Origin of the sequence: Streptomyces sodiiphilus, from assembly GCF_039529215.1 — a bacterium.
Classification (GTDB): Bacteria; Actinomycetota; Actinomycetes; order Streptomycetales; family Streptomycetaceae; genus Streptomyces; species Streptomyces sodiiphilus.
Genome location: NZ_BAAAMJ010000004.1, coordinates 1 through 16783 on the forward strand (window position 1 = coordinate 1; position 16783 = coordinate 16783).

A 16783-nucleotide genomic window follows, 5' to 3' on the forward strand; every position below is an offset into this window, starting at 1 on the left:
GGCTGTGCGGGGCCGCCGGCGCGGCGGCCGGCCCCTGGCACTCCGCCGCCGCGGCCGCCGCGCTGGGGCTGGGCTGCGCCGAACTCCTGCTGCGCCACTGCCGGCGGCGGCTGGGCGGGGTCACCGGGGACGTGTTCGGGGCACTGGCCGAGACGGCGGCCACGGCCGCCCTGGTCACCCTGGCAGTGGGGGGCTCGTGAGCGGCACGGCCGTACCTGATCCCGGCCTCCGGGCGGGTCCGGCGTAGGCTCGTAACCCTCCGGAGCCGGTCCGGCAACCCCGGGCCGCGGACCTCCCACCCACGACGGAACAGGATCTCCATCACCGTGACTTCACTGACCCTCAGCAATACATCCGCCGCAACGGTGCGTGCGGACGCCGTGGTCATCGGCGTTGCCAAGGGCGAGAGCGGGCCCGTCCTCGCCCCCGGACCGCAGACCGCGGCGGCCGTCGGCGCCGCCTTCGGCGACAAGCTGCCCGCCCTCCTGGAAGCCCTCGGCGTGAAGGGCGGTGAGGACGAGGTCACCAGGATCCCCGCACCGGACGGTGTACGGGCCCCGCTCGTGGTCGCGACAGGGCTCGGCTCCGCCCCGCGGGAGGAGGACGGTTATCCGGCGGAGACGCTGCGCCGCGCGGCGGGCGCCGCGGTCCGCTCCCTGGCCGGCACCGGGCACGTCGCCCTCGCCCTGCCCGCCGGGAACGAGGCGGCGGTCGCCGCGGTCTGCGAGGGCGCGCTGCTGGGCGCCTACGCCTTCACCTCCTTCCGCGGCAGGAGCACCGAGAGCAAGAAGGAGGGCCGGGGGAAGAACGCGAAGGACGCCTCCGCCCCGCCCGCCGAGATCACCGTGCTGGACACCGAGGCCAAGGACAAGGCGCACCGGGCCGCGGCCGAGCGCGCCACCGTGCTGGCCGAGGAGGTCGCCCGGGCCCGGGACCTGGTCAACACCCCGCCGAACGCGCTGAACCCGGCCGACTTCGCCGCGGCCGCGCAGACGGCGGCCAAGGAGCACGGGCTGAAGATCGAGGTGCTGGACGAGCAGGCGCTGGCCAAGGGCGGCTACGGCGGCATCCTGGGGGTCGGCCAGGGGTCCCAGTCGCCGCCGCGGCTGGTGCGGATCACCTACCGGCACTCCAAGGCCGCCGCCTCGCTGGCGCTGGTCGGCAAGGGCATCACCTACGACTCGGGCGGTATCTCGCTGAAGCCGGCCGGCAGCAACGAGACCATGAAGTGCGACATGAGCGGCGCCGCCGCCGTGCTGGCCGCCGTGGTGGCCGCCGCCCGGCTCGGTGTGAAGGCCAACGTGACCGGCTGGCTGGCGCTGGCGGAGAACATGCCCTCGGGGTCGGCGTGCCGGCCGGGCGACGTGCTCACGATGTACAGCGGCAAGACGGTGGAGGTGCTCAACACCGACGCCGAGGGCCGGCTGGTGATGGCGGACGCACTGACCCGCGCCTGCGAGGAGTCCCCCGACGCCCTGGTGGACGTGGCCACGCTGACCGGAGCCATGGTGGTGGCCCTGGGCAAGCGCACCTTCGGCGTGATGAGCGACGACGACGCCTTCCGGGAGCTGCTGCACGACACCGCCCGGCAGGCCGGTGAGCAGTCCTGGCCGCTGCCGCTGCCCGCGGAACTGATGGAGGGCATGAAGTCGCAGGTCGCCGACGTGGCCAATGTGGGTGACCGGATGGGCGGCGGGCTCTCGGCGGGGCTGTTCCTGAAGGAGTTCGTCTCCGACGGCACCACCTGGGGCCACCTGGACATCGCCGGACCGGCCTTCAACGAGGGCGCCGCGTTCGGCTACACGCCCAAGGGCGGTACGGGTTCGGCCGTACGCACGCTGGTGCGGCTGGCCGAACGGGCCGCGGAGGGCGAGCTGAGCCGCTGACCGCCCGGAGGGCCGCGTTCCGGGACGGCCCGATGCCTCCGGCAGTGCCCCGGCCGCTGCGGCGGTCGGGGCCCTACCGGCGGGTAGTTCCGCCCCGGTGCGCCCACGATGTCCCGATCCGTCCCGTTTCGAGCGGTCTCAGCCGGTGGCCCGGCGTCTCATCCTCGCGCGACAAGTGCGAAGATGTTGTTCCGGCGAAGCCTTGCAGGGCAGGGCGGCCCGGCTCTCCCCGAGCGAGCCACCGACAACCGCGCGACCAAGCGGGCACCACAAGCCGCCGGCCGGTCACCGTCGACCGACGCCGGCGAAACCCATGCATGGAGGACGTGACGTGGCGAACGACGCCAGCACCGTTTTCGACCTAGTGATCCTCGGTGGCGGCAGCGGAGGCTATGCGGCTGCCCTGCGCGCCTCGCAGCTGGGCCTGGATGTCGCCCTCATCGAGAAGAGCAAGGTGGGCGGCACCTGCCTGCACAACGGGTGCATCCCCACCAAGGCCCTGCTGCACGCCGGCGAGCTGGCCGACCAGGCGCGCGAGGGCGCCTCGTTCGGCGTGCGGACCACCTTCGAGGGCATCGACATGGCCGCGGTGAACTCGTACAAGGACGGCGTCGTCGCCGGTCTGTACAAGGGCCTGCAGGGCCTCATCGCGTCCCGCAAGATCACCTATGTGGAGGGTGAGGGCCGGCTGTCCTCCCCCACCTCGGTGGACGTGAACGGCCAGCGCTACACCGGCCGGCACATCCTGCTGGCGACCGGCTCGGTGCCGCGGACCCTTCCCGGCCTGGAGATCGACGGCGAGCGGATCATCACCTCCGACCACGCGCTGACCCTCGACCGGGTCCCGAAGTCCGTCCTGGTGCTGGGCGGCGGCGTCATCGGCTGCGAGTTCGCCTCCGCGTGGAAGTCCTTCGGCAGCGAGGTCACCATCGTCGAGGGCCTGCCGCACCTGGTCCCGGCCGAGGACGAGGACGTCTCCAAGCTGCTGGAGCGAGCCTTCCGCCGGCGCGGCATCAAGTTCTCCCTGGGCTCCTTCTTCAAGGGTGTGGAGTACACCGACGGCGGGGTCCGGATCACGCTGGACAACGGCAAGACCCACGAGGCGGAGCTGCTGCTGGTGGCCATCGGCCGCGGCCCGGTCTCGCAGGGGCTCGGCTACGAGGAGGCCGGAGTCGCGATGGACCGCGGCTTCGTACTGACGGACGAGTACTGCCGGACCAATGTAGAGACGATCTCGGCCGTGGGCGACCTGATCCCCACGCTCCAGCTCGCCCACGTCGGCTTCGCCGAGGGCATCCTGGTCGCCGAGCGCCTGGCCGGGCTGAACCCGGTGCCCATCGACTACAACGGCGTGCCGCGCGTCACCTACAGCCACCCGGAGGTCGCCTCCGTCGGCATCACCGAGGCCAAGGCCAAGGAGATCTACGGCGCCGACCAGGTCGTCACCCTCAAGTACAACCTGGCGGGCAACGGCAAGAGCAAGATCCTCAAGACCACGGGCGAGATCAAGCTCGTCCAGGTGCGCGACGGTGCCGTGGTCGGCGTCCACATGGTGGGCGACCGGATGGGCGAGCAGGCGGGCGAGGCCCAGCTGATCTACAACTGGGAGGCGCTGCCCTCGGAGGTCGCGCAGCTCGTCCACGCGCACCCCACCCAGAACGAGGCCCTGGGCGAGGCTCACCTGGCCCTGGCCGGCAAGCCGCTGCACGCCCACGACTGATCCGCAGGACGGACCCGGGCCGCGTGTCTCACAGAGCGCGCAACCATCCGCACTTCCCGTAAGGAGCAACAGAAACCATGGCGGTTTCCGTAACCCTGCCGGCGCTCGGTGAGAGCGTGTCCGAGGGCACCGTCACCCGCTGGCTGAAGGCCGAGGGTGAGCGCGTCGAGGCCGACGAGCCGCTGCTCGAGGTCTCCACAGACAAGGTCGACACCGAGATCCCCGCCCCGGCCGCGGGCACCCTGACCTCCATCAGGGTGGCCGAGGACGAGACGGTCGAGGTCGGCGCCGAACTGGCCGTCATCGACGACGGCTCCGGCGACGGCGGCGGGTAGGCGGCGGAGCCCGCCCCGGAGCCGGAGCCGGAGCCGGAGCCGGCCGCCCAGGAGGCACCGGCCCAGCAGGCCGAGCCCGAGCCGGCCCCCTCGGGCCAGGGCGGGCAGGGCGGTTCCGCGGAGGGCACCGACGTGGTGCTGCCCGCGCTGGGCGAGTCGGTGACCGAGGGCACGGTCACCCGCTGGCTGAAGGAGGTCGGCGAGGAGGTCGAGGCCGACGAGCCGCTGCTGGAGGTCTCCACCGACAAGGTCGACACCGAGATTCCCGCGCCGGTCGCCGGCACCCTGCTGGAGATCGTGGTCGGCGAGGACGAGACCGCCGAGGTCGGGGCCCGGCTCGCCGTGATCGGCGCGGCCGGCGCCGCGCCGCGGCAGGCCGAGCCCGCTCCCGCCCCGAAGCAGGAGGAGGCGCCGAAGCAGGAGGAGAGGAAGCCCGAGCCGGCCCCCGAGCCCGCTCCGGCACCCGCTCCGGCGCGGGAGGAGAAGAAGCCCGAGCCCGCCCCGGCCCGGCCCGCTCCCGCGCAGCCGCGTGCCGAGGCCCCGGCTCCCGCCCCCTCCCAGGGCGGCGACGGCGGTGCCTACGTCACCCCTCTGGTGCGCAAGCTGGCCGGCGAGCACGGCGTCGACCTGAGCACCGTGCGCGGCACCGGCGTCGGCGGCCGCATCCGCAAGCAGGACGTCGTCGCGGCCGCCGAGGCCGCGAAGAAGGCAAAGGCCGAGCCGGCCGCCGCCGAGGCGCCCGCCAAGGCACCGGCGAAGGCCGAGCCCTCGCCGCTGCGCGGGCAGACGCTGCCGATGACCCGGGTGCGCAAGGCCATCGCCAAGCACATGGTCGGCTCGCTGCAGGTCTCGGCGCAGCTGACCACCGTGATCGAGGTGGACGTCACCCGCGTCATGCGGCTGCGGGAGCGCGCGAAGGAGGACTTCCTGCGGCGGGAAGGCGTCAAGCTCTCCCCGATGCCGTTCTTCGTCAAGGCCGCCGCCGAGGCGCTGAAGGTGCACGCGGTCGTCAACGCCAAGGTGAACGACGACGACACCATCACCTACCACGACGTCGAGAACATCGGCATCGCGGTGGACACGGAGAAGGGGCTGTTCGTCCCGGTCATCGACAACGCGGGCGACCTCAACCTGGCCGGCATCGCCAAGAAGACCGCCGACCTGGCCAAGCGCACCCGGGACGGCGGCCTGAAGCCGGACGAGCTGTCGGGCGGCACCTTCACGGTGACCAACACCGGCTCGCGCGGCGCCCTGTTCGACACCCCGATCCTCAACCAGCCCCAGGTCGGCATGCTGGGGATCGGCGCGACCGTCAAGCGTCCGGTCGTCGTGGACCACCCGGACCTGGGACAGACCATCGCCGTGCGCGACATGGTCTACCTGGCCCTGACCTACGACCACCGGATCGTGGACGGCGCGGACGCCGCCCGGTTCCTCACCACGGTCAAGGACCGCCTGGAGGCCGGCGAGTTCGAGGCCGAGCTCGGTCTCTGACCCACCCCGCCGGCCCGGCCGGCGGCCTGCGCGCCCCGTCCGGGTCTCCCGGGCGGGGCGCGGCGCGTCCAGGGGCATGATGGGGCCATGCGCGCTGCCCGGCTGATCACGATGGTGCTGCTGCTGCAGAACCGGCGGACGATGACCGCCGCCGAACTGGCCGCCGAACTGGAGGTCTCCGAACGGACCGTGGCCCGGGACATCCAGGCGCTCTCCGGAGCGGGCGTCCCGGTGTACGCCGACCGCGGCCGGGGCGGTGGTTACCGGCTGGTGGGCGGCTACCGGACCAGGCTGACCGGCCTCGACCGCAGCGAGGCGGAGGCGCTGTTCCTGTCCGGCGTGCCGTCCGCACTGCACGGCATGGGCCTGGCGGAGGCCGCGGCGGCGGCCCGGCTGAAGGTCTCGGCGGCACTCGCCCCTCACCTGTCCGGGGCGCCGGACGGCGCGGCGCGCCGCTTCCACCTGGACGCCCCCGGCTGGTGGCGGCAGGACGGCACGCCCCGGCTGCTGCCCGAGGTCGCCGCCGCGGTCCGCGACGATCTGCGTACCGAGGTCCGCTACCGGCGGCGCGGCGGACAGGAGGTCGTCCGCACTCTCGACCCGCACGGCCTGATCCTGAAGGCGGGCGTGTGGTATCTGGCCGCCCGGGTGGCCGGCGGGACCGGCCCGTTCCGGGTCTACCGGGTGGACCGGATGACCGGAGCCCGGGTCACCGGCACCCGGTTCGACCGTGACACCGGCTTCGACCTCCCCGCCTTCTGGGCCGAGCGGGCGGAGGAGTTCGCCCGCTCCCTCCTGCGGGCCGAGGCGGTGGTGCGCCTGACCCCGGCGGGAGCCCGCCGGCTGCCGCACGTCACGGACGGCGAGGCCGCCCGGCAGGCCCTGGCCGCCGCCGGTCCGCCCGACGCACGGGGCCGGGTGACCGTCACACTGCCCGTGGAGAGCCTGGAGGTCGCCCACGAGCAGCTCAGGACCCTGGGCCCGGAGGGCGAGGTGCTGGAACCGCCGGAGCTGCGCGGGCGGATGGCCGCCGACGCCCGCCGTCTGGCGGACCTGTACGGGCAGGCCGCCACGCCGGACGCGCCGTGCGGGTGCGACCACGGCCCGCAGCCTGGATCCTGGTTCTCGTGATGGACGAGACGGAATTCTGGGAGATCATCGACGGCTGCCGGCAAGCCGCCGGCGGCGACCCGGACACGCAGGCCGAGCTGGTGGTCGACCGCCTCACGGAGCTCGACCCGGATGCCGTCACCATGTTCGCCCGCCACTTCGAGTCGCGCTTCCTCCGCGCCTACCGGTGGGATCTGTGGAGCGCCGCCTGGGTCCTGCTGGACGGGGCGAGCGACGACACCTTCGAGAACTTCCGGTGCTGGCTCATCGGGCAGGGCCGCAAGGTCTTCGAGGGCGCTCTCCACGACCCGGACTCCCTGGCGGATCTGCTGGAGAGCTTCGACGAGGAGAGGGACGGGGAGGCGGAGGACCTGGGTTTCGCCGCGTTCGACGCCTACGAGCAGCTCACCGGGCTCGAACTGCCGGAACTCGGCCTGGAGGAGCCCCCGCCGGAGCCCGTCGGAGTCCCCCCGGACTTCGAGGACGACGCGGCTCTGGCCGCCGCCTGCCCGCGGCTGTGGCGGCGGTTCCGGGGGCCGGACGGCCGCTGACCGGCGGGGCACCCTGGCCGCCCGTGCGCGGGTGCAGCAGGATGGCGGCCATGCAGTCGCAACGCATCGCCGTCACCGGCTCCTCCGGGCTCATCGGTTCCGCTCTGGTGGACTCCCTGCGGTCGGACGGACACCAGGTCCGCTCACTCGTCCGGCGCCCGCCGCAGCAGCCGGACCAGGCCCGGTGGGACCCCTCGGGCCGCGACCGCGAGGTGAACGCCGCCGCGCTGGAGGGCTGCGACGCCGTGGTCCATCTGGCCGGCGCCGGCGTCGCCGGCAAGCGCTGGACCGACAGCTACCGGCGGGAGATCCGCGACAGCCGGGTCCACGGCACCGCCGCCCTCGCCGAGGCCCTCGCCACCCTGGAGCGGCCGCCGGGGACCTTCGTGTGCGGGAGCGCGATCGGCTGGTACGGGGAGACCGGCGACCGTGCCGTGGACGAGGACGCCCCGGCCGGGAACACCTTTCTCGCCGGGGTGTGCCGCGACTGGGAGGCCGCGGCGGACCCCGCGCGGGAGGCGGGCGTGCGCACGGTGTTCGCGCGCACCGGGCTGGTGGTGGCCGCCTCCGGCGGGGCGTGGGGAAGGCTCTTCCCCGTCTTCCGGGCCGGACTGGGCGGGCGGCTCGGCAGCGGACGGCAGTACTGGAGCTTCATCTCCCTGCACGACGAGATCGCCGCCCTGCGCTTCCTGCTCCGTGCGGATCCGCCCGGCGGCGCTCCGCTGTCCGGGCCGGTGAACCTCACCGGCCCGGAACCGGTCACCAACCGCGAGGTGACCGCGGCGATGAGCCGGGTGCTGCGCCGTCCGACCCTGCTCCCCGTGCCGGCGCCGGTACTGCGGGCGGCCCTGGGCGGTTTCGCCGAGGACGTCCTGGGCAGCCAGCGGGTGCTGCCGCGCCGGCTGCTGGAGGCCGGTTTCACCTTCGCCCACCCGGGCATCGAGGACGCCGTGCGGGCGGCCCTGGCATCGCGCTGACCGCCGGGGCCCGGCACGGCGCGCACCGGATGCATGGTGCACGCACGATGCGACCCGCTGTGCGCCCGTGCCCGGTGCGTGCGCGAGGGGCGGGGGCACCGTGGACGTTCTATGGTCGGCTCCGGTCCGGGCATTGCCCGCGCCGGGAACGGGCATCACCCCGTCAGTTCTCCGCCGCGTCCACCGGTCCGCCAGGTCCAGCAGGTATACCCGGCCGGACGGCCCGGCGGGCGGCCCGCGCTGCCCGCCCCGGCCCGCCGCCCGGCCGCCTCACCCGGAGGGGCATGTGCCACACAGCCATACGCACAGCACCGAAACCGACGTCGTCATCATCGGGGCCGGCCCGGCCGGCCTGGCCGCAGCCCGTCACCTGACCGCCGCGGGACTGGCGGTGACCGTCCTGGAGGCCCGGGACCGGATCGGGGGCCGGCTGGCCACCGACCACCGCGACGGGTTCCGGCTGGACCGCACCGGCCGGCTCACCGTTCCCGGGGCCCGGGGCAGCTCGCCGCTTCCCGACGGACTGCCGCTGCGCCCGCTGTCCGGGGTGCTGCTGCACGGCCCGGGCCATGTGCACCGGCTCGGCGCCCGGCCGGGGCTGTCCCAGCCCGCCGTCCGTGCCCGCTCGCTCGCGGCGGCCTTCGACCAGGCCTGGCTCCGCGCGAATCTGGGGAGGCTGGGCAGTCTCCCCGAGGAGCGGCTGCGCGCCAGGCCCGAACTGACCGCCGCACGGGCCCTGGCCGTCCGCGGCATACCCGCCAGGATCGCCGGGGGGTCGCTGCGCCCGCTGCTGGCCGCTCTGCTCGGGGACCCTGAGCTGGCGACCTCCAGCAGGTTCAGTGATCTCCTGCTCCGGTCCTTCGCCCGCGGCGGTCTGGCACTGACCGCCGGCGGGTCGGACGTCCTGCCCGGCCTGCTCGCCGAGGCGCTGCCCGAGGGCAGCGTGCGCACCGGCGTGCGGGCCGTGTCGGTGACCACCACGGCCGTCGGCACCGAGCGCCACGGCACCCTCGGGTGCCGGGCGGTGGTGCTGGCCACCGGGGCGGGGGAAGCCGCCCGGCTGGTTCCGGGACTGCGCGTCCCGGCCTTCCACGAGGCCACCGTGCTGCATCACGCGGCGCCCGGCCCGCTCCCGGCCGGCGCCGCGCTGGTCGTGGACACCGCGCGGCGGGGGCCCGTCGCGCACACCCTTGCCGCGTCCGGCGTGGACCCGTCCAGGGCCCCGGCCGGGCGGACGCTGGTCACGTCCGTGGTGCTCGGCGCCGCCGCCCGCCTGCCGGTGGCCGCCCTCGACCGGGCGGTGCGCGCGCAGCTCAGCCTGCTGCACCGGGCACCGGCCCGGACCTGGGACCTGCTCGCCGCGCACCACGATGCCGAGGCGACGCCCGCATTCCCGCCACCGTGCACCACCCAGCGACGGGTGCGGCTGCTGGGCGGCCTGTACGTGTGCGGCGACCACCGGGAGACACCGGGCGTCCTCGGCGAGCTGTCCTCGGCCCTGCGGGCCGCGACGGCACTGCTGCAGGACATCGGCGTGCGTCCGTCCGCCGCGGCCGGTGCCGCCCGGCCGGCGGTCCCGGCGATCGCCTGATCAGCCCAGGGCGGCGGTCCGCTCTCGATACCCGCGGACCGCCGCGGCGTCCCGGTAGGGCTCCAGCCGGCGCTCGAAGTCCTGCACGTACTCGTGCGCCCGCACCGAGCGCATCCCGGCGGCCTGCTGCGCGGCCTCGGCACCCAGTACGCACGCCTGCTCGACGTCCCCGAGGCCGAGCCGGGCGGTGGCCAGTACCACCCGGCAGAACAGCCGGCTGCGCGCGAAGCCCGCACCGCGCAGCTGCAGGGAGCGTTCGGCGTGCCGGGCGGCCGCCCGGTACTGCTGGAGATCCCGGTGGCTGTGGCCGAACTCGTCGGCGAGCTGGGCCTCGTCGAAGAACCGGGCCCACGGGGGCACGTCCTCCCCGGGACGGGCGGACTCCAGCGCCCGCTCGGCTCTGGCCAGTGAGGCGGTGCAGGACCGCACCTCCCCCAGCAGCGCGTGGCCGCGGGCCTCCACCGCGTGCAGCAGCGCCTGGACGGCGGGGGCCGCGGAGCTGGCCATGCCCTGCTGGGCGACTCGGGCCAGCTGCACCGCCTCCCGGCCGTGGCCCAGGTAGACCGCCTGCCTGCTCATCGAGACCAGCACGTAGCTGCCGTAGGAGCGGTCCCCGGCGGCCTGCGCCAGCCGCAGGGCCTGCACGAAGTACCGCTGGGCCAGTCCGTGCGCGGCGATGTCGTAGGCGGTCCAGCCCGCCAGCCGGGTCAGATCGGCGGCGGCGGAGAAGAGCCGGCGGCCGGTCTGCTCGCCGTAGCAGCCGCGCAGCATCGGCTCCAGCTCGTGCTCGAGGTAGCGCACCAGGGCCTGCCGGGCGTGGCCGCCGCCGTAGGCGTTGTCCAGCGCGCGGAACAGCTCCGCCACCGAGCGCAGGGCCGCGACGTCACCCGCGGTGACGCGCTGGCCCGGGCCGCGTTCGACACGGTCGGCCGGCCGGGGCGCCGGCCGGGGTGCCGAGGGCTGGGCCGCGGTGCCCCGTCCCTGCTCGGGGACGCGTACCAGCGGGCGGGCCGAGGGCCCTTCGGAAGGCTCGCCGCGCGCCACCCGGTCGTCGGGGCGGCCGATCAGCCAGTCCCGGCTGGGCACCACCAGCCCGGCGGGGGTGAAGGCGATCTTGCGCAGTTCGGCGTAGCTGCCGGAGTCCTTGCGCCACAGGCCGGAGACGATGTCCACGGCCTCGGTGGGGGTGGCGGCGAACTCCAGGCCCGCGTAGACGGGAGCGCAGGCCTCCAGGCCGAGGTCCTGGGCGGAGAGCCGGCGGCCGAGCCGGCGGGTGAAGACCTCCGCGATCAGGGCGGGGGTGGTCCCGCGCGGCCGCTGGCCGCGCAGCCAGCGGGTGACGGAGGTCTTGTCGTAGCGCAGGTCCAGGCCGTGTTCCAGCCCGAGCTGGTCGACGCGGCGGGCAAGCCCCGCGTGCGAGAAGCCCGCCTCGGCGATCAGGGCGGCCAGCTGGCGGTTGGGGGTCCGCTGCGGTGAGGGAGGCGGTGGCTCGGAGGACTGCTGCGGGGGCAGGGGGGACTGGGGGGACGACGGCGCGTGGCCGGCATGTTCCGTGGACATCAGCTATGCGGTCTCCTGCCTTACGGCTGGGCGGCAGAGGTCGGGTCGGTGCTCTGCTGGAACGGCGCGAATGTAACGGCCCGGCTCGCACGCCTCGCCGCCACGGCCGAAGGTTCATCCGTACGTGTGAGCCACGGGCCCCCTGGGGCTCCGGCCGAACCCGGCCGTACAGTGGAGGCGGACGCCCCGACTCCCCCGGGACGTACGACGAGAAGGAGCCTCGGTGAGCGAGGAACGGGCCGTGGGCCGCCGCTCCCGGGCGATTCAGGAGATGCCGTGAGCGAGCTGCGCTTTGTCCATCTGGGATTCGGCGCCGACGCCGTCGAGTACGAGGCGGCCTGGCAGGAGCAGCGGCGGGTGCACACCGCCCGCTTCGCCGACGAGATTCCCGACACCTGCCTGCTGCTGGAGCACCAGGCGGTGTACACCGCGGGCCGGCGCACCGAGGACAGCGAGCGCCCGCTGGACGGCACGCCGGTCATCGACGTGGACCGCGGAGGCAAGATCACCTGGCACGGGCCGGGGCAGCTGGTGGGCTACCCGATCCTGAAGCTGCCGCGCCCGGTGGACGTGATCGCCCACGTGCGGCGGCTGGAGGACGCGCTGATCGCCACCTGCGCCGAGTTCGGGCTCCGGACCACCCGGGTGGAGGGACGCAGCGGGGTGTGGGTGCTGGGCGACGCGATCGCCGACCCGTCCCCGGCGCTCGCCGCCGGCGGGCTGTCGCTCGACTTCGACCCGCGGCTGAACGACGAGGAGTTCGACCCCCGACTGTCCGGCCCCCAGTACGCGCCCTCCAATGCCGGGCAGCGCGGCGAGGACCGCAAGCTGGGAGCCATCGGGGTCCGGATCGCCAAGGGCGTCAGCATGCACGGCTTCTCGCTGAACTGTGATCCCGACAACACGTCCTTCGACCGCATCGTGCCGTGCGGCATCCGGGACGCCGGGGTCTCCTCGCTCTCCGCGGAGCTGGGGCGCCGGGTGACGGTCCAGGAGGTCGTCCCCGTGGTGGAGAAACACCTGCGGGCGGTTCTGGGGGCCGCCGTCCCGGAGCCCCGCCCAGTCTGAGATCTTGCAACCACAGGCGTACGCTGGTGTTCGCCGATGAATCGAAAGTGTAGGGAGCCGGACGTGTCCGCTGTCGCACCCGACGGTCGCAAGATGCTGCGACTCGAGGTCCGGAACAGTCAGACCCCGATCGAGCGCAAGCCCCCGTGGATCAAGACCCGGGCGACGATGGGGCCGGAGTACAACGCGCTGCAGTCCCTGGTGAAGCGCGAGGGCCTGCACACGGTGTGCCAGGAGGCCGGCTGCCCGAACATCTTCGAGTGCTGGGAGGACCGCGAGGCGACCTTCCTCATCGGCGGCGAGCAGTGCACCCGCCGGTGCGACTTCTGCCAGATCGACACCGGCAGGCCCGCCGAGCTCGACCGGGACGAACCGCGCCGGGTGGCGGAGTCGGTGCGGCAGATGGAGCTGAAGTACGCCACCATCACCGGCGTCGCACGCGACGACCTGGAGGACGGCGGCGCCTGGCTGTACGCCGAGACGGTGCGCCGGATCCACGGGCTGATGCCGGACACCGGTGTGGAACTGCTCATCCCGGACTTCAACGCGGTGCCCGAGCAGCTGGCCGAGGTCTTCTCCTCGCGCCCGGAGGTCCTGGCGCACAACGTCGAGACGGTACCGCGGATCTTCAAGCGGATCCGGCCGGCCTTCCGCTACGAGCGTTCGCTGCGGGTGCTGACCGAGGCCCGCGAGGACGGACTGGTGACCAAGTCCAACCTGATCCTGGGGCTGGGCGAGACGCGGGAGGAAGTCAGCCAGGCTCTGCGTGATCTGCACGACGCCGGCTGCGAGCTGATCACCATCACGCAGTACCTGCGGCCGACCCCCCGGCACCACCCGGTGGAGCGCTGGGTCAAGCCCGAGGAGTTCACCGAGCTTCAGCAGGAGGCCGAGGAGATCGGCTACGCGGGCGTGATGTCCGGGCCGCTGGTGCGCTCCTCCTACCGTGCGGGGCGCCTGTACCGGCAGGCGCTGGAGCGCCGCGAGGCGGACCGGGCGGCCTGACCGGCCGCCCGGCCTGGACATGCGCACGGTTTTGACCCGTCGGTCACCACCTGGTAACACCATGGTGCGACGATCGGGACATACCATGTTCCGCCGGGAGAAGAGGGACTGTCATGCACTTCGCGGCACCCGTGGGGCCGGTCCTGTCCGGCACCCTGCGCGCGCTGGACCGGGCGCTGCTGGCCGGCGGCCGGCGCAACGCCTGGGCGGGGGTCCTGGAGGACCGCCGCCGGGCCTTCGACCGCAGCGAGGCGGAACGGGCGCTCAGGGCTGTTGCCGACGGCGCCGCCGCGCCCCGTGAGCTGCCGGGGGCCTGAGTCCGACCCGTGGGCGCGTGGCCTCCGGGGGGACCGTAAACTTGCCGCATGGCGAGGAAGGAAAAGGACTCCGAGAATCCGGGGCGGCTCAAGCAGATCGCTCTGACCTACAAGATGACCAAGCGGGTCGACCGTTGGATCGGCTTGGTCCTCTCAGCTGTGGGCCTGGGCACCTTCGGTGCTGTCCTCGCCATCGGCTTCCTGCTGGGCCACCCGGTCTACCTGGGCATCCTGGGCTTCCTGGTGGCCCTGCTGACCATGGCGATCGTGTTCGGACGGCGGGCCGAGCGAGCGGCTTTCGCACAGATGGAGGGCCAGCCGGGGGCTGCCGCGGCCGTGCTGGAGAACATCAAGCGCGGCTTCGTGTTCACCCCTGCGGTGGCGATGAACCGCAATCAGGACGTGGTGCACCGGGCCGTGGGCAAGTGCGGCATCGTGCTGGTCGCCGAGGGCAACCCGAACCGGGTGAAGGGCCTGCTGGCGGCCGAGAAGCGGCGGATGGCCCGGGTGGTCTCCGACGTCCCGGTGCACGTTCTGGTGGTCGGCAAGGGCGAGGACCAGGTGGAGCTGCGGAAGCTGCGCTCGAAGGTCATGAAGCTGCCGCGGGTGCTGCCCGGTACCCGGGTCACCGAGGTCAACGACCGGCTGCGGGCGATGGGCGACCTGATGAGCAACATGCCGCTCCCGAAGGGGCCCATGCCCAAGGGCATGAAGCTCCCCAAGGGACCCGGCGGCGGCACCCCCCGCGGGCGCGGCCGCTGAACCGCACCCCCGGAGAACCGACGAGCAACAGCGATACGAACAGCGGCAGGGCCCGGTACCGTGAGGACGGTACCGGGCCCCTCGCGTGTCTCCCTGCTCACAAGCGCCCTCGGGCTCGGACACGGGGACGCGGACGGACGGCCTGATGAGCTGCATGCCGCTTCCGAAGGGGGCCCATGCCCAAGGGTATGAAGCTCACCGAGGAACCCGCGGGGACGGACCGAACGCCTCGCAAGCCCTCCGCGCCCGGATGCGGGAACACGCTCAGACGCGGATCTGCACCGCCCCGGAGAACCGGTCGTGCAGTCCCCGGGTGTCGCGGTCCCAGATCAGCGCCGGGATCGCCAGTCCCAGCAGGACGGTGCGCAAGGCCGCGCGCGGCAGGCTCAGCCGCTGCCCGGACAGGGCGACCACCCGCAGCCCCATCAGGCGCTTGCCCGGGGTGAGACCGAGGGTGCCGACGGTGAGCACGGCCATGGCCAGAAAGACGATCAGCGTCCAGTTGCTCGTCGACGCCGCCCGGCCGTCGGAGAGCAGACCGTATGCGATCAGGGAGGAGAGGCCCCAGTCGATGAAGAGGGCCCCGAAGCGCCGCCCCAGCGGGGCGATCGAGCCCGGCCCGCTCTCCGGGAGACCCAGCCGCTGCCCGCGGTGGCCGAAGTCGACGCCCATCTGCTCGGCCGCGGCGCGCGGGCCGGAGAGCCACGATCCGATTGCCTGCCTGTTGTCCACCCGTCCACCGTAGCGCGGTGCCCGCCGGCTCCCGGCAGCGGGACGGCGGCCCGGGCACACGGGCCCGCCCGGGCGGGTAGGTACGAACTGTCCGGTTAACATCAGTGAAACAACCGGGTCATGCCCGAGTAATCGCCCGTCCTTAGGGTCGGCCCCGGCAGGACGTTGCACCGGACTGCTACCCGAGCTGCGCATCCCCGTCCCTGTGGCGGGCCGAGGAGGACATCGGATGTTCCAGAACGCCGACGAGATCAACAAGTACATCGCGGACAACGACGTCAAATTCATCGACGTTCGCTTCTGTGACCTGCCGGGCATCATGCAGCACGTCACCATTCCGGCCGGCGCTTTCGACCCGGCCGAGCCGCTGATGTTCGACGGGTCGTCGATCCGCGGCTTCCAGGCGATCCACGAGTCCGACATGGCCCTGATCCCCGACCTGTCCACCGCGCGGGTCGACCCGTTCCGCCGGGACAGGACGATCAACATCAACTTCTTCATCCACGACCCCATCACGGGCGAGCAGTACAGCCGTGACCCGCGGAACGTGGCGAAGAAGGCCGAGGCGTACCTGGCCTCCTCCGGCATCGCCGACACCGCGTTCTTCGGCCCCGAGGCGGAGTTCTACGTCTTCGACGACGTGCGCTTCGAGACCAAGTCGAACGCCGGCTACTACTACATCGACTCCGTCGCCGGAGCCTGGAACACCGGCGCCATCGAGGACGGCGGCAACCGCGGCTACAAGGTCCGCTACAAGGGCGGGTACTTCCCGGCCCCGCCGGTGGACCACTTCGCCGACCTGCGCGCCGAGATCAGCCTGGAGCTGATGAAGGCAGGCCTGGAGGTCGAGCGCCAGCACCACGAGGTGGGCACCGCCGGGCAGGCCGAGATCAACTACAAGTACAACACCCTGCTGGCCGCCGCCGACGACCTGATGCTCTTCAAGTACATCGTGAAGAACGTTGCCTGGCGCAACAACAAGACCGCGACCTTCATGCCCAAGCCGATCTTCGGCGACAACGGTTCGGGCATGCACGTCCACCAGTCCCTGTGGCAGGGCGGAACCCCCCTCTTCTACGACGAGCAGGGCTACGCGGGGCTGTCGGACACCGCCCGCTACTACATCGGCGGCATCCTCAAGCACGCCCCCTCGCTGCTGGCGTTCACCAACCCGACGGTGAACTCCTACCACCGCCTGGTGCCGGGCTTCGAGGCGCCGGTGAACCTGGTGTACTCCCAGCGCAACCGCTCCGCGGCGATGCGCATCCCGATCACCGGGGCCAACCCGAAGGCCAAGCGCGTGGAGTTCCGCGCGCCGGACCCGTCCTCCAACCCGTACCTGGCGTTCTCGGCGCTGCTCATGGCCGGCCTGGACGGCGTGAAGAACAAGATCGAGCCGCCCGAGCCGATCGACAAGGACCTCTACGAGCTGGCTCCCGAGGAGCACGCCGGCGTCGAGCAGGTCCCGACCTCGCTGCCCGCGGTGCTGGAGGCCCTGGAGGCGGACAACGAGTACCTGCAGGCCGGCGGCGTCTTCACCGCCGACCTGATCGAAACCTGGGTGGAGTACAAGCGGGAGAAGGAGATCGCCCCGATGCAGCTGCGCCCGCACCCGCACGAGTTCGAGCTCTATTTCGACATCTGAGGTTCCCCCGAACGGATCCGGCCGGAGGCA

At 73.3% G+C, this 16783-nt stretch carries 14 protein-coding genes and 1 pseudogene; 13 read left to right on the forward strand and 2 right to left on the reverse strand.

Annotated features, from left to right (window positions below):
• From ABD299_RS02030 to ABD299_RS02065, 8 genes and pseudogenes are all read left to right on the forward strand, one after another.
• Positions 1–200 (forward strand): adenosylcobinamide-GDP ribazoletransferase (locus tag ABD299_RS02030; protein WP_344258311.1); only part of this gene is annotated, 200 nt, incomplete at its 5' end.
• Positions 201–326: 126 nt separating this feature from the next.
• Positions 327–1886, forward strand: a complete 1560-nt coding sequence (locus ABD299_RS02035) for a leucyl aminopeptidase (RefSeq protein WP_344258313.1) — start codon at positions 327–329, stop codon at positions 1884–1886.
• 331 nt (positions 1887–2217) lie between these two features.
• Positions 2218–3606, forward strand: coding sequence for a dihydrolipoyl dehydrogenase (gene lpdA / locus ABD299_RS02040; RefSeq protein WP_344258315.1), 1389 nt, complete (start codon positions 2218–2220; stop codon positions 3604–3606).
• 77 nt (positions 3607–3683) lie between these two features.
• Positions 3684–5435 (forward strand): annotated as a pseudogene (gene sucB, locus ABD299_RS02045) (2-oxoglutarate dehydrogenase, E2 component, dihydrolipoamide succinyltransferase).
• 87 nt (positions 5436–5522) lie between these two features.
• The gene (locus ABD299_RS02050) at positions 5523–6566 is read left to right on the forward strand and encodes a helix-turn-helix transcriptional regulator (RefSeq protein WP_344258318.1); all 1044 of its coding nucleotides are present in this window, start codon (positions 5523–5525) and stop codon (positions 6564–6566) included.
• The gene (locus tag ABD299_RS02055) at positions 6566–7096 is read left to right on the forward strand and encodes a DUF4240 domain-containing protein (RefSeq protein ID WP_344258426.1); all 531 of its coding nucleotides are present in this window, start codon (positions 6566–6568) and stop codon (positions 7094–7096) included. Before ABD299_RS02050 ends, ABD299_RS02055 begins: the two co-directional genes overlap by 1 nt.
• Before the next feature lie 50 nt (positions 7097–7146).
• Positions 7147–8073 (forward strand): TIGR01777 family oxidoreductase, encoded by a 927-nt coding sequence (locus ABD299_RS02060; protein WP_344258321.1) that lies wholly within the window; start codon positions 7147–7149, stop codon positions 8071–8073.
• A gap of 286 nt (positions 8074–8359) precedes the next feature.
• Positions 8360–9664, forward strand: a complete 1305-nt coding sequence (locus ABD299_RS02065; RefSeq protein WP_344258323.1) for an FAD-dependent oxidoreductase — start codon at positions 8360–8362, stop codon at positions 9662–9664.
• Here the strand turns inward: ABD299_RS02065 and ABD299_RS02070 are convergent, their stop codons facing one another.
• Complete coding sequence (locus tag ABD299_RS02070) at positions 9665–11224, reverse strand: NsdA family TPR-like regulatory protein (protein ID WP_344258325.1); 1560 nt, start codon at positions 11222–11224, stop codon at positions 9665–9667.
• Positions 11225–11500: 276 nt separating this feature from the next.
• On the opposite strand from ABD299_RS02070, the gene lipB reads away from it, so the two are divergent.
• From lipB to ABD299_RS02090, 4 genes are all read left to right on the forward strand, one after another.
• On the forward strand, positions 11501–12292 hold the full coding sequence (gene lipB / locus ABD299_RS02075; protein ID WP_344258327.1) for a lipoyl(octanoyl) transferase LipB: 792 nt from the start codon (positions 11501–11503) through the stop codon (positions 12290–12292).
• Positions 12293–12355: 63 nt separating this feature from the next.
• The gene (gene lipA / locus ABD299_RS02080; RefSeq protein ID WP_344258328.1) at positions 12356–13297 is read left to right on the forward strand and encodes a lipoyl synthase; all 942 of its coding nucleotides are present in this window, start codon (positions 12356–12358) and stop codon (positions 13295–13297) included.
• Positions 13298–13410: 113 nt separating this feature from the next.
• Positions 13411–13614: a hypothetical protein gene (locus ABD299_RS02085; protein WP_344258329.1), complete on the forward strand. Its 204-nt coding sequence runs from the start codon at positions 13411–13413 to the stop codon at positions 13612–13614.
• A 48-nt stretch (positions 13615–13662) separates the two neighbouring features.
• Positions 13663–14376 (forward strand): DUF4191 domain-containing protein, encoded by a 714-nt coding sequence (locus tag ABD299_RS02090; protein WP_344258330.1) that lies wholly within the window; start codon positions 13663–13665, stop codon positions 14374–14376.
• Positions 14377–14640: 264 nt separating this feature from the next.
• On the opposite strand, the gene ABD299_RS02095 is transcribed toward ABD299_RS02090, so the two are convergent.
• On the reverse strand, positions 14641–15108 hold the full coding sequence (locus ABD299_RS02095; protein ID WP_344258331.1) for an RDD family protein: 468 nt from the start codon (positions 15106–15108) through the stop codon (positions 14641–14643).
• Positions 15109–15337: 229 nt separating this feature from the next.
• On the opposite strand from ABD299_RS02095, the gene glnA reads away from it, so the two are divergent.
• Positions 15338–16753, forward strand: coding sequence for a type I glutamate--ammonia ligase (gene glnA, locus ABD299_RS02100; protein WP_344258333.1), 1416 nt, complete (start codon positions 15338–15340; stop codon positions 16751–16753).
• The last annotated feature ends 30 nt before the right edge of the window (positions 16754–16783 follow it).

What these genes read in the sequence shown, in the direction of transcription:
- ABD299_RS02060 (WP_344258321.1), top strand. Translation starts at nt 7,147, where the DNA reads ATGCAGTCGCAACGCATCGCCGTCACCGGCTCCTCCGGGCTCATCGGT.
- glnA (WP_344258333.1), top strand. Translation starts at nt 15,338, where the DNA reads ATGTTCCAGAACGCCGACGAGATCAACAAGTACATCGCGGACAACGAC.
- ABD299_RS02055 (WP_344258426.1), top strand. Translation starts at nt 6,566, where the DNA reads ATGGACGAGACGGAATTCTGGGAGATCATCGACGGCTGCCGGCAAGCC.
- ABD299_RS02070 (WP_344258325.1), bottom strand. Translation starts at nt 11,224, where the DNA reads ATGTCCACGGAACATGCCGGCCACGCGCCGTCGTCCCCCCAGTCCCCC.
- ABD299_RS02085 (WP_344258329.1), top strand. Translation starts at nt 13,411, where the DNA reads ATGCACTTCGCGGCACCCGTGGGGCCGGTCCTGTCCGGCACCCTGCGC.
- ABD299_RS02090 (WP_344258330.1), top strand. Translation starts at nt 13,663, where the DNA reads ATGGCGAGGAAGGAAAAGGACTCCGAGAATCCGGGGCGGCTCAAGCAG.
- ABD299_RS02050 (WP_344258318.1), top strand. Translation starts at nt 5,523, where the DNA reads ATGCGCGCTGCCCGGCTGATCACGATGGTGCTGCTGCTGCAGAACCGG.